The organism is Pseudomonas sp. HMSC067G02 (genome assembly GCF_001813485.1).
In the GTDB taxonomy this organism is placed as follows: domain Bacteria; phylum Pseudomonadota; class Gammaproteobacteria; order Pseudomonadales; family Pseudomonadaceae; genus Pseudomonas; species Pseudomonas aeruginosa.
This window is the reverse complement of sequence record NZ_KV812632.1, coordinates 274,065-285,329: the sequence shown is the minus strand read 5'-3', so window position 1 is coordinate 285,329 and position 11,265 is coordinate 274,065. Positions and strand designations below refer to the sequence as shown.

12 protein-coding genes are annotated in these 11,265 nt (G+C 67.8%); 10 read left to right on the top strand and 2 right to left on the bottom strand.

Annotated elements, in window-relative coordinates:
* The coding region (locus HMPREF2914_RS05340) for an FUSC family protein (protein WP_177344130.1) at positions 1-323 on the bottom strand (323 nt) is incomplete at its 3' end.
* Positions 324-542: 219 nt separating this feature from the next.
* Between HMPREF2914_RS05340 and HMPREF2914_RS05335 the strand changes: the two genes are divergently transcribed.
* Positions 543-1,481, top strand: a complete 939-nt coding sequence (locus HMPREF2914_RS05335) for a LysR family transcriptional regulator (RefSeq protein WP_070702806.1) — start codon at positions 543-545, stop codon at positions 1,479-1,481.
* 21 nt (positions 1,482-1,502) lie between these two features.
* Here HMPREF2914_RS05335 and HMPREF2914_RS05330 read toward each other — a convergent pair whose 3' ends face one another.
* Positions 1,503-2,399, bottom strand: a complete 897-nt coding sequence (locus tag HMPREF2914_RS05330) for a LysR family transcriptional regulator (RefSeq protein ID WP_003110267.1) — start codon at positions 2,397-2,399, stop codon at positions 1,503-1,505.
* A gap of 116 nt (positions 2,400-2,515) precedes the next feature.
* On the opposite strand from HMPREF2914_RS05330, the gene HMPREF2914_RS05325 reads away from it, so the two are divergent.
* The 9 genes from HMPREF2914_RS05325 to dctM form a co-directional block, all read left to right on the top strand.
* Entirely contained in the window at positions 2,516-3,343 is an 828-nt protein-coding gene (locus HMPREF2914_RS05325; protein WP_023092160.1) for an HTD2 family dehydratase, read from the top strand.
* 45 nt (positions 3,344-3,388) lie between these two features.
* On the top strand, positions 3,389-4,549 hold the full coding sequence (locus HMPREF2914_RS05320) for an acyl-CoA dehydrogenase family protein (protein ID WP_003085913.1): 1,161 nt from the start codon (positions 3,389-3,391) through the stop codon (positions 4,547-4,549).
* A gap of 14 nt (positions 4,550-4,563) precedes the next feature.
* Positions 4,564-4,944, top strand: a complete 381-nt coding sequence (locus HMPREF2914_RS05315; protein WP_023092159.1) for a VOC family protein — start codon at positions 4,564-4,566, stop codon at positions 4,942-4,944.
* Between the two features lie 38 nt (positions 4,945-4,982).
* Entirely contained in the window at positions 4,983-6,335 is a 1,353-nt protein-coding gene (locus HMPREF2914_RS05310) for an MmgE/PrpD family protein (RefSeq protein ID WP_023092158.1), read from the top strand.
* 55 nt (positions 6,336-6,390) lie between these two features.
* Positions 6,391-7,593: a CaiB/BaiF CoA transferase family protein gene (locus tag HMPREF2914_RS05305; RefSeq protein WP_003110264.1), complete on the top strand. Its 1,203-nt coding sequence runs from the start codon at positions 6,391-6,393 to the stop codon at positions 7,591-7,593.
* Positions 7,594-7,603: 10 nt separating this feature from the next.
* Positions 7,604-8,431 (top strand): HpcH/HpaI aldolase/citrate lyase family protein, encoded by an 828-nt coding sequence (locus HMPREF2914_RS05300; protein ID WP_003134274.1) that lies wholly within the window; start codon positions 7,604-7,606, stop codon positions 8,429-8,431.
* Positions 8,432-8,544: 113 nt separating this feature from the next.
* Entirely contained in the window at positions 8,545-9,540 is a 996-nt protein-coding gene (locus HMPREF2914_RS05295) for a TRAP transporter substrate-binding protein (RefSeq protein WP_023092157.1), read from the top strand.
* A gap of 48 nt (positions 9,541-9,588) precedes the next feature.
* The gene (locus HMPREF2914_RS05290) at positions 9,589-10,227 is read left to right on the top strand and encodes a TRAP transporter small permease (protein ID WP_003134273.1); all 639 of its coding nucleotides are present in this window, start codon (positions 9,589-9,591) and stop codon (positions 10,225-10,227) included.
* On the top strand, positions 10,224-11,265 hold a 1,042-nt coding region (gene dctM / locus HMPREF2914_RS05285), incomplete at its 3' end, for a C4-dicarboxylate TRAP transporter large permease protein DctM (protein WP_070702805.1). The genes HMPREF2914_RS05290 and dctM, both read left to right, overlap by 4 nt.

Sequence of the window (11,265 nt, the reverse complement as noted above, 5' to 3'; positions counted from 1 at the left end):
AGGGCGATCAGGGTGACCATCACGCTGAGGCCGATCAGGGTTCCGACGATGCGGTAGAAGCTCTTGGCCAGGACCTGCCCGCTCTGCGTCTGCATGACGATGAAGACCGTCACCAGCACCGTACTCGGCTGCGGCAGCTCCAGGCGATAGGCCAGCCACAGGGCGAGGCTGGCGGTGAGCAGGGCCTTGAATACGAAGACCCAGGCGACGCCGTCGCTACGCGCCCATTCGAGCAGGGCGCGGCGCAATTCGTCGGAGCTGGGAAAGAACGCGAGGGGAGCCGGTGGAACCAGGGGGAGACCTTTCCGGGTGGCGCGGGGCACTGCTGCGAATCCTGAACGACGGCGAGGGGAGGCCGAAACGGCTGGGAATTCTAGGAGCGCCGGCGCTTGCGGATAAGAGCTCGGATAGGTGAAAAATTTTTGTCACAAAAGGCAATAATAGGTGGGTTGACTCGTGACAGAATCTGCGCCGCCTTGGGGTGTCCTCCGGGTTGCGTGGAAAAGAGACGCGCCATAAGCGTCAGAGCCTAGAGGGCCGTGATGGATATCCTGTTCAATATGCGCGCGTTCGTCAGCGTCGCGGAGACCGGCAGTTTCACTGCCGCCGCCCAGCGCCTGGACCTGACGACCGCCTATGTCTCCCGTGCGGTGGCCAAGCTGGAGGCCCACCTGCAGACCCGCCTGCTGCATCGCACCACCCGGCGCATCGCGCTGACCGAAGCCGGGCAGCGCTACCTGATGCGCGCCCAGCAGATACTCGCCTACATCGAGGAGGCCGAGGCGGGCGACGCCCATGCGCGGCCGTCGGGCACGCTGAAGGTCCACGCGATGACCGGCATCGGCCAGCACTACCTGATCAAGGCCATCTCGCAATACTGCGAGACCTACCCGGAGGTTGGCTTCGACCTGACCCTGGCCAACCGGATCACCGACATTCTCGACGAGGGCTACGACATTTCCGTGGTGATAGCCCCCGAACTGCCGGACTCCGGTTTCGTCTCCAAGTGCATCGGCCAGACCTACAGCATCCTCTGCGCCTCGCCGGGCTACATTGCCGCGCATGGCTTCCCCAAGCTGCCGGCGGAGCTGTCCGCGCACCGTTGCCTGCGCCTGGTGAACTCGGTGATGTCGCTGGACCGCTGGCTGTTCGACGGTCCCGACGGCCAGGAACTGGCCTGCATCAACCAGACGCATTTCCAGGTCAACACCGCCGACGCCATGACCGAGGCGGTGGTCTCCGGCATGGGTATCGGCGCGCTGCCGGTGTACGCGGCGGTCAACGGCCTGAAGGACGGCAGCCTGGTGCGGGTGTTGCCGCGCTATAGCCTGTTCCATCTCAACGTCTACGCCCTCTACCCCTCGCGGCAGTACCTGGATGCAAAGATCCGCACCTGGGTCGAGTTCCTCCGCGAGCACATGCCGGCGATGCTCGCCGCGGACGAGCGCAGCCTGGCGGAGAGCGGTGGGTTGGCGAACTGAGCGGGAGTGGTGGGCGGCCCCCTACAGGCTGTCTCCCACCCTCTGCAACTCCTCGATCAACGCCCGCAGGCAACTCGGCAGTGCTTCCAGGTCGCGTACCAGCAGGCTGCGCTCGCGGATCGCCCAGGGCTCGTCGAGTTCGATGGTCGCCAGTTTCATCGTCCGGCTGTGGCGGCGCGCGGCGGACTGCGGGATCACGCCGATGCCGACGCCGCCCTCGATCATCCGGCAGATCGCCTCGAAGCTGGAGACCTGGATGCGCAGCGATAGCTGCTCGCCCATCTGCTCCACCCGTTCGTACAGGAAGGCGTGCAGGGTGGTGCCCTCGGGCAGGCCGATATGCTGGAACTGCAGGGTGTCGCGCAGGCTTACCCTGGCCTGTCCGGCCAGCGGATGGCCCTGGGGCACCGCCATCACCAGGCGGTCGGTGCTGAAATGCAGGACCTGCAGGCCACTGGCCGCCACCGGCCCGGCGATGATGCCGAGGTCGGTGGAGCCGTCCAGTACGCCGCGGACAATGTCGCGGCTGAGGCGTTCCTGCAGGTCGACGGTGACCCCGGGACGAGCGGCGAGGAAGCCGGCGAGGATTTCCGGGAGGAATTCGGTGACCGCGGTGGTATTGGCGAAGATGCGGATATGCCCGGCGGCGTCGCTGCCGTACTCGGTGAACTCGCTCTTCAGGTATTCCACCTGGCGCATGATCAGCCGCGCGTGCTGTAGCAGGCGCTGGCCCGCCGGGGTCAGTTCGACGCCGCGGCTGTCGCGGTACAGCAGGCGGCTGCCGAGCTGGCCTTCGAGCGCCTTGACCCGTGCGCTGGCGGCGGCCGGGGAAAGGAAGGCGCGGCGCGCGCCCTGGGTCAGGCTGGGCGACTCGGCGATATGGATGAACAGGCGCAGGTCGGCGAGATCGAAATGCATGGGCACTCCATGGCGTTCGGCAAATCCGAACGCGCCATTGCGTAATTGCAAATTCTCAAAACGCTAGCATCCTATCATTCTCCTCCCATCACCCCCTAGGTCATGGGAAGCCACGCATGAGTGAGTCCGCTTTCGCCCCCTGGATCGGTCGCCAGGAAGAAACCCACGATCAATTGAGCCGCAACCTGGTCAAGCGCATCGCCGCCACCTTCGGCGAGCCGACCCCGGCCCACGGCGAAGCGCTGCCGCCGCTCTGGCACTGGGCGTTCTTCCAGGACCCGGTGGAGGCCGCCGGCCTCGGCGTCGACGGCCACCCGGCGCGCGGCGGTTTCCTGCCGCCGGCGGACGATCGCAACCGCATGTGGGCCGGCGGGCGCCTGGAGTTCCACCAGCCGCTGCAGGTCGGCGGCGAGGCCAGCCGCACCTCGACCATCCTCCGGGTCGAGGAGAAGCACGGTCGCAGCGGCGCGCTGCTGTTCGTCACCCTGCGCCACGACTACCGCCAGGACGGCCAGCTGGCGCTGAGCGAAGAGCACGACATCGTCTACCGCGAACCGACCCCGCCCAAGCTCGGCGGTACCGAGGCATTGCCCGAGGGCGACTGGCGCGAGGCGCTGGAGCCCGATCCGGTGTTGCTGTTCCGCTACTCGGCGGTGACTTTCAACGGCCACCGCATTCACTACGACTGGCCCTATGTCACCGACGCCGAAGGCTATCCGGGCCTGGTGGTGCACGGTCCGCTGATCGCCACCCTGGCCCTGCGCGCGTTCTGCCGGGCCAATCCGCAGGCGCGTCTGCGCCGCTTCGCCTATCGCGGCCTGCGCCCGCTGATCTGTCCCGAGCCGTTCGAGGTCGGTGGCCGCCTGCTCGCTGCCGGCAAGGCCGAGGTATGGGTCGGCAATGGCGCCGGCCTGGCCCAGCGCGGCGACGTGGAATTCGACTGAAAGGGCGCCAGCGCCCATCCAACGACAAGAATCGAGGAGTCACCGATGAATCCGAACAGCGAAGAGCTGAACGCGATCCGCGAGGGCGTACGTGCCCTCTGCGCCGAATTCGACGCCGCCTACTGGCGCCGCATCGATGAGCAGCGCGGTTTTCCCGAGGCCTTCGTCAAGGCCCTGACCGACGCCGGCTGGCTCTCGGCAATGATCCCGGAGGAGTACGGCGGTTCCGGCCTGGGCCTGGCCGAGGCCTCGGTGATCCTGGAGGAAGTCAACCGCTGCGGCGGCAACTCCGGCACCGTGCACGGGCAGATGTACAACATGTTCACGCTGCTGCGTAACGGCAGCGAGGCGCAGAAGCGCTTCTACCTGCCGAAGCTGGCCAGCGGCGAGCTGCGCCTGCAGTCGATGGGGGTGACCGAGCCGACCACCGGCACCGATACCACCAAGATCAAGACCACCGCCGTGCGCAAGGGCGACCGCTATGTGATCAACGGGCAGAAGGTGTGGATCTCGCGGATCCAGCACTCCGACCTGATGATCCTGCTGGCGCGCACCACGCCGCTGGCCGAGGTGAAGCGCAAGTCCGAAGGCATGTCGATCTTCCTCGTCGACCTGCGCGAGGCCATCGGCAAGGGCCTGACCGTGCAGCCGATCGCCAACATGGTCAACCACGAGACCAACGAGCTGTTCTTCGACAACCTGGAGATCCCCGCCGATAGCCTGATCGGTGAGGAAGGCAAGGGCTTCCGCTACATCCTCGACGGCCTCAATGCCGAGCGCACCCTGATCGCCGCCGAATGCATCGGCGACGGCCGCTGGTTCATCGACAAGGCCAGCCACTATGCCCGCGACCGCGTGGTCTTCGGCCGGCCGATAGGGCAGAACCAGGGCGTGCAGTTCCCCATCGCCGAGGCGCACATCGAAGTGGAGGCCGCCGACCTGATGCGCTGGCGCGCCTGCCAGGAGTACGACGCCGGGCTCAACGCCGGGGCCAGCGCGAACATGGCCAAGTACCTGGCGGCGAAAGCTTCCTGGGAGGCGGCCAACGCCTGCCTGCAGACCCACGGCGGCTTCGGCTTCGCCTGCGAGTACGACGTCGAGCGCAAGTTCCGCGAGACCCGCCTGTACCAGGTGGCGCCGATCTCCACCAACCTGATCCTGTCCTACGTGGCCGAGCACCTGCTCGAACTGCCGCGCTCGTTCTGAAGCGGGAGCCGCCCATGCAGATCGACCGTATCGACCACCTGGTGCTCACCGTCCGCGACATCGACGCCAGCATCGATTTCTACACCCGCGTACTGGGTATGCGCGCCGTTACCTTCGGCGCGGGTCGCAAGGCCCTCGCCTTCGGTGCGCAGAAGATCAACCTGCACCAGGCCGGGGGCGAATTCGAACCCAAGGCCGAGCGACCTACGCCGGGGTCCGCCGACCTCTGTTTCATCGTCGCCACGCCACTCGAGGCGGTGGCCGAGCAACTGCGCCAGCAGGCCGTGGAAATCCTCGAGGGCCCGGTGCAGCGCACCGGCGCCGGCGGGCCGATCCTCTCGCTGTACCTGCGCGACCCCGACCTGAACCTGATCGAACTGAGCAACCCGCTGTAGGCCGCGTGCCTCGGGACAACTACAAGAGAGCGTTGGTCATGACCGACTACACCCAGCAACTCGCCGGCTTTCTCGCCGGCCTGCGCTACCAGGACCTGCCGCCGGCGGTGCTGGCGCGGATGGAAGAATTGTTCCTCGACTGGCTCGGCTCGGCGCTGGCCGGCAAGGGCCAGCATCCGATCCCATTGTTCGAGCGCTACGCCGAACGCATGGGCCCGGCCGACGGTAGCGCGCAGATCCTGCCCAGCCGGCGGCGCAGCTCGCCGTATTTCGCCGCCCTGGTGAACGGCGCGGCTTCCCACGTGGTGGAGCAGGACGACCTGCACAACAGCTCGGTGCTGCACCCCGCGGCAGTGGTCTTCCCTGCCGCCCTGGCCGCGGCCCAGGACCTCGGCCGCAGTGGCGCCGAGCTGATCCTCGCGGCGGTGGCCGGCTACGAGGCCGGCATCCGCATCGGCGAATTCCTCGGTCGTTCCCACTACCGGGTGTTCCATACCACTGCCACGGTCGGCACCCTCGCCGCGGCAGTGGCGGTGGGCAAGCTGATGGACTTCGACCGCGAGCGCTTCGTCGACCTGCTCGGCAGCGCCGGAACCCAGGCCGCCGGGCTCTGGGAGTTCCTCCGCGACGCCGCCGATTCCAAGCAGTTGCATACCGCCAAGGCCGCCGCCGACGGGCTGCTCGCCGCCTATCTCACCGCCGACGGCCTGAGCGGCGCGCGACACATCCTCGAAGGCGAGCAAGGGATGGCCGCCGGGATGTCCAGCGACGCCGACCCCGAGCGCCTGGTGGATCGCCTCGGCAGCCGCTGGGCGTTGCTGGAAACCTCGTTCAAGTTCCACGCCTCGTGCCGCCATACCCATCCCGCGGCCGACGCGCTGCTGGCGCTGATGCTGCGCGAAGGGCTCGATCACTCGCAGATCGCCGCGGTCACTGCGCGGGTCCACCAGGGCGCCATCGACGTGCTCGGCCGGGTGGTCGAGCCGCAGACCGTGCACCAGGCGAAGTTCTCCATGGGCACCGTGCTGGGCCTGATCGCCGTGTACGGCAAGGCCGGCCTCGGCGAGTTCCATCGGCATGCGCTGAGCGACCCACGGGTCGCTGCGTTCCGCGAGCGGGTCGAGATGCGCCTGGACCCGGAGGTCGACGCCGCCTATCCGCAGCGCTGGCTCGGGCGGGTCGAAGTACTGGATGGCGAAGGGCGGCGCCATACCGCCGCCATCGACGAACCCAAGGGCGATCCCGGCAATACCCTCAGCCGCGACGAGCTGGCCGACAAGTTCCGCCGCCTGCTGGCGTTTTCCGGCGCGGCCACCGGCGCCGAGGCGGAGATCCTTATCCAGCGGGCCTGGGGCCTGCGTCAGGCGCCTTCCGTAACGCCCCTGATCTGATCAACCGAACCAGCCGCACCTCGTCTTCGACGGACGAGGGCAGGGAGTCCGACCCATGACGCAATCCCACCAGCCGCGCCCGCTCGACGGCATCACCGTGGTCAGCCTGGAGCACGCCATCGCCGCGCCCTTCTGCACCCGCCAACTGGCCGATCTCGGCGCGCGGGTGATCAAGATCGAACGCCCCGGCGTCGGCGATTTCGCCCGCGGTTACGACGAGCGGGTCAACGGCCTGTCGTCGCACTTCGTCTGGACCAATCGTTCCAAGCAGAGCCTCAGCCTCGATCTCAAGCAGGCCGAGGCGCTGCCGTTGCTGGAGAAGCTGCTGGCCGGCGCCGACGTGCTGGTGCAGAACCTCGCGCCGGGCGCCGCCGCGCGCCTGGGCCTGTCCTACGAGGCGTTGCGCGAGCGCTTCCCGCGACTGATCGTCTGCGATATCTCCGGCTACGGCGAAGGCGGTCCCTACGAGAAGAAGAAGGCCTACGACCTGCTGATCCAGAGCGAGGGCGGCTTCCTTTCGGTGACCGGCGGCGCCGGGCCGAACGAGATGGCCAAGGCCGGCTGTTCGATCGCCGATATCGCCGCCGGCATGTACGCCTACAGCAGCATCCTCTCGGCCCTGCTGCTGCGCGAGCGCACCGGCGAGGGCAGCCGCATCGACGTGTCGATGCTGGAGAGCCTGGTGGAGTGGATGGGCTACCCGATGTACTACGCCTACCAGGACGCGCCGCCGCCGCCGCGCGCCGGCGCTTCGCACTCGACCATCTACCCCTATGGGCCATTCCCCGCCGGCGACGGCGGCACGGTGATGCTCGGCCTGCAGAACGAGCGCGAGTGGCGGGCCTTCTGCGACAAGGTCCTGCGCCGCCCGGAGCTGGCCGACGACGAACGCTTCTCGGCGAACTTCAAGCGCTCGGCCAACCGCGAGGAGCTGCGTGCGCTGATCGTCGAAGCCTTCGCCGCCTTGCCGGCCGCCGAGGTGGTGGCGCGCCTGGAACAGGCGCAGATCGCCAACGCCCACGTCAACGACATGGCCGGGGTCTGGGCGCACCCGCAGTTGCAGGCGCGGCAACGCTGGACCTCCATCGACAGCCCGGCCGGGCGCCTGCCGGCGTTGTTGCCGCCGGCCAGCAGCAGCGCCTTCGTTCCGCGCATGGATGCGGTGCCGGCGCTGGGCGGCGACAGCGACGCGCTGCTTGCCGAACTGGGCTGTACCGCGGCCGATATCCAGCGCCTGCGCGCGACCGGAACGGTATGAGGAGACGGACATGAACCGACAGATCGTGCGCAGCGCGCTGTTCGTCCCGGCGACCCGCCCGGAGCGGATCCCCAAGGCCCTTGCCAGCGGCGCCGACCGGGTCATCGTCGACCTCGAGGATGCGGTGGAGGAGGGGCTGAAGGTCGAGGCGCGGGCCAATCTCCGGCGTTTCCTCGTCGATACGCCGGAAGCCCGGGTGCTGGTGCGGATCAACGCGGCGGAGCATCCCGGACATGCCGACGACCTGGCGCTGTGCCGCGACCACGCCGGAGTGATCGGCCTGCTCCTGCCGAAAGTGGAGAGCGCCGCCCAGGTGCGCCACGCCGCCGTGGCCAGCGGCAAGCCGGTCTGGCCCATCGTCGAGAGTGCCCGCGGCCTTGCCGCGCTGGGCGAGATCGCCGCCGCCGCGGGGGTCGAGCGGCTGTCCTTCGGCAGCCTCGACCTGGCCCTGGATCTCGATCTCAACACCGGCAGCAACGCAGCCGAACAGATTCTCGGTCACGCCCGTTACGCGCTGCTCCTGCAATCGCGCCTGGCAGGCCTGGCGCCGCCGCTGGACGGCGTCTATCCGGCGATCCAGAACCGTGTCGGACTGGTCGAGGCAGTGCGCTTCGCTCGCGACATGGGCTTCGGCGGGTTGCTGTGCATCCATCCGAGCCAGGTCGAGCCGATTCACCAGACATTGATGCCGAGTCTCGCGGAACTGGAGTGGGCGCGTCGGGTGGCAGAGGCCGGCGCCTCCGGTGCCGGCGTCTTCGTGGTCGACGGCGAGATGGTCGACGCGCCGGTGCTGGGACGCGCGCGACGCCTGCTGGAGCGGGCCGGGGAGGGTGGCTGAACGCGTTCGACAGACGCGAACGCGGGCTTGAGCAATGGCGAATTCTCCGAACGCGCCGGCTGCGTCAGGCTCGTCGATACCTCGAAAGCACAACAACAATCTGAGGTCACGAAATGTTCAAGACGATGGTACGGGCGCTGTTGTGCGCCCTGGCGATCGGTGGCTCCTGCCTGGCGAATGCCGCGCAGCCGATCGTCATCAAGTTTTCCCACGTGGTCGCGGAAAACACGCCCAAGGGCCAGGGCGCGCTGCTGTTCAAGAAGCTCGTCGAACAGCGCCTGGGCGGCCGGGTCGAGGTGGACGTCTATCCCAACTCGTCGCTGTTCGGCGATGGCAAGGAAATGGAGGCGCTGCTGCTGGGCGACGTGCAGATGCTAGCGCCGTCCCTGGCCAAGTTCGAGCAGTACACGCGCAAGGTGCAGATCTTCGACCTGCCGTTCCTCTTCGACGACATCCAGGCGGTCGACCGCTTCCAGCGCAGCCCGCAGGGGCGCGCCCTGCTGACCAGCATGCAGGGCAAGGGCATCCTCGGCCTGGCCTACTGGCACAACGGGATGAAGCAGCTCTCCGCCAATCGCCCGTTGCTGGAGCCGGAAGACGCGCGCGGGCTGAAATTCCGCGTGCAGGCGTCCGACGTGCTCAACGAGCAGTTCCGCCAGCTCCGCGCGATCTCCCGGAAGATGTCCTTCGCCGAGGTCTACCAGGGCTTGCAGACCGGCGTGGTGAATGGCACCGAGAACACCTGGTCGAACTACGAGAGCCAGAAGGTCAACGAGGTGCAGAAGTATTTCACCGAGTCCAACCACGGCCTGGTGGACTACATGGTGATCACCAACGCGAAGTTCTGGAACGGCCTCCCGGCGGACATCCGCGAAGCGCTGCAGCGGATCATGGACGAGGTCACCGTGCAGGTGAACCTCGAGGCCGAGCGCCTCAACCGCGACGCCCGCCAGCGCATCCTCGCCAGTGGCGTCAGCGAGATCCATACCCTGACCCCGCAGCAGCGCGCCGACTGGCGCCAGGCGATGCAGCCGGTATGGCAGAAATTCCGCGGCAATGTCGGCGCTGACCTGCTCCAGACCGCCGAAGCCTCCAACCGTCCCGATTGACCCGTCCGGCCCCGCCCGGCCGGGCGGGGCATTGTGGAGAACGCTGCGATGAATCGACTCGTGCGCGTCTGGAACCGCTTCGAGGAGGGCGCTATCGCCTTCCTGCTGGCGGCGATGACGCTGGTGACCTTCCTCTATGTGGTGATGACCAACGTCTTCACCCTGTTCTACGACCTCGGCGACCGCCTGCCGACACTGCGGGCTCCGCTGTACTCGGTGGGCGACGCGATCCTCGGGGTAGCCCAGGACATGTCCTGGAGCAACGCGCTGACCAAGGCGCTGTTCGGCTGGCTGATCTTCCTCGGCATCGCCTACGGCGTACGCACCGCCGGCCACCTCGGGGTGGATGCCCTGGTGCGCCTGGCGCCGCGTCCCTTGCAGCGCCTGATTGGGATACTCGCCTGCCTCTGCTGCCTGGGCTACGCCGGGCTGTTCATGGTCGCCAGCTACGACTGGGTGAAGACCCTGTTGGTCGCCGGCATCGGCGCCGAGGACCTCGACCACTTCGGCATCCTCCAGGCCTACATCGCGGTGGTGGTGCCGGTCGGCTTCGGCCTGGTGCTGCTGCGCTACCTGGAAATCCTCGTCAACCTGTTGCGCGGTCGCCAGCTCGGGCTGGGCCTCGCCGACGAGGCCGCCGAGGCCTCCAAACTGGCCGGCGAAGAGGCCGGGGAGAACCGTCCATGACCGTGCTGATCCTGTTCCTGCTGCTGTTCCTGTTCATGTTCATCGGCGTGCCCATCGCCATCTCCCTGGGGCTGTCCGGCGCCCTGACGATCCTGCTGTTCAGCCCGGATTCGGTGCGCTCGCTGGCGATCAAGCTGTTCGAGACCTCCGAGCACTACACCCTGCTGGCGATCCCGTTCTTCCTGCTCTCCGGCGCGTTCATGACCACCGGTGGCGTGGCGCGGCGCCTGATCGACTTCGCCAATGCCTGCGTCGGGCATATCCGCGGCGGCCTGGCGATCGCTGCGGTGCTCGCCTGCATGCTGTTCGCCGCGCTGTCCGGTTCGTCGCCGGCGACAGTGGCGGCGGTCGGCTCGATCGCCGTGGCCGGCATGGTCCGCTCCGGCTATCCGCGCGCCTTCGGCGCGGGGATCATCTGCAATGCCGGGACCCTGGGCATCCTCATCCCGCCATCGATCGTGATGGTGGTCTACGCCGCCGCCACCGAGACCTCGGTGGGCAAGCTGTTCGTCGCCGGGGTGGTTCCGGGGTTGTTGCTCGGGGTGATCCTGATGGTGGTGATCTACATCGTCGCACGGGTCAAGAAGCTGCCGGCGCAGCCGCGCGCCAGCTTCCGCGAGTGGCTGGCCGCCGCACGCCGTGCAGGCTGGGGCCTGTTGCTGCTGGTGATCATCCTCGGCGGCATCTATTCCGGGCTGTTCACCCCCACCGAGGCGGCGGCGGTGGCGGCGGTGTACTCGGCCTTCGTCGCGCTGTTCGTGTACAAGGACATGCGTCTGCGCGACTGTCCCAAGGTGCTGCTGGAGTCGGGGCGGCTGAGCATCATGCTGATGTTCATCATCGCCAACGCCATGCTCTTCGCCCATGTGTTGACCACCGAGCAGATCCCCCAGCAGATCACCGAATGGGTGGTGCAGGAAGGCCTGACCCCGATCGGCTTCCTGCTGATGGTCAACGTGGTGCTGCTGGTCGCCGGCAGCTTCATGGAGCCCTCGGCGATCGTGCTGATCCTGGCGCCGATCTTCTTCCCCATCGCCA

Coding starts and splice junctions, on each gene's coding strand:
- HMPREF2914_RS05335 (WP_070702806.1), top strand. CDS start 543: ATGGATATCCTGTTCAATATGCGCGCGTTCGTCAGCGTCGCGGAGACC.
- HMPREF2914_RS05330 (WP_003110267.1), bottom strand. CDS start 2,399: ATGCATTTCGATCTCGCCGACCTGCGCCTGTTCATCCATATCGCCGAG.
- HMPREF2914_RS05325 (WP_023092160.1), top strand. CDS start 2,516: ATGAGTGAGTCCGCTTTCGCCCCCTGGATCGGTCGCCAGGAAGAAACC.
- HMPREF2914_RS05320 (WP_003085913.1), top strand. CDS start 3,389: ATGAATCCGAACAGCGAAGAGCTGAACGCGATCCGCGAGGGCGTACGT.
- HMPREF2914_RS05315 (WP_023092159.1), top strand. CDS start 4,564: ATGCAGATCGACCGTATCGACCACCTGGTGCTCACCGTCCGCGACATC.
- HMPREF2914_RS05310 (WP_023092158.1), top strand. CDS start 4,983: ATGACCGACTACACCCAGCAACTCGCCGGCTTTCTCGCCGGCCTGCGC.
- HMPREF2914_RS05305 (WP_003110264.1), top strand. CDS start 6,391: ATGACGCAATCCCACCAGCCGCGCCCGCTCGACGGCATCACCGTGGTC.
- HMPREF2914_RS05300 (WP_003134274.1), top strand. CDS start 7,604: ATGAACCGACAGATCGTGCGCAGCGCGCTGTTCGTCCCGGCGACCCGC.
- HMPREF2914_RS05295 (WP_023092157.1), top strand. CDS start 8,545: ATGTTCAAGACGATGGTACGGGCGCTGTTGTGCGCCCTGGCGATCGGT.
- HMPREF2914_RS05290 (WP_003134273.1), top strand. CDS start 9,589: ATGAATCGACTCGTGCGCGTCTGGAACCGCTTCGAGGAGGGCGCTATC.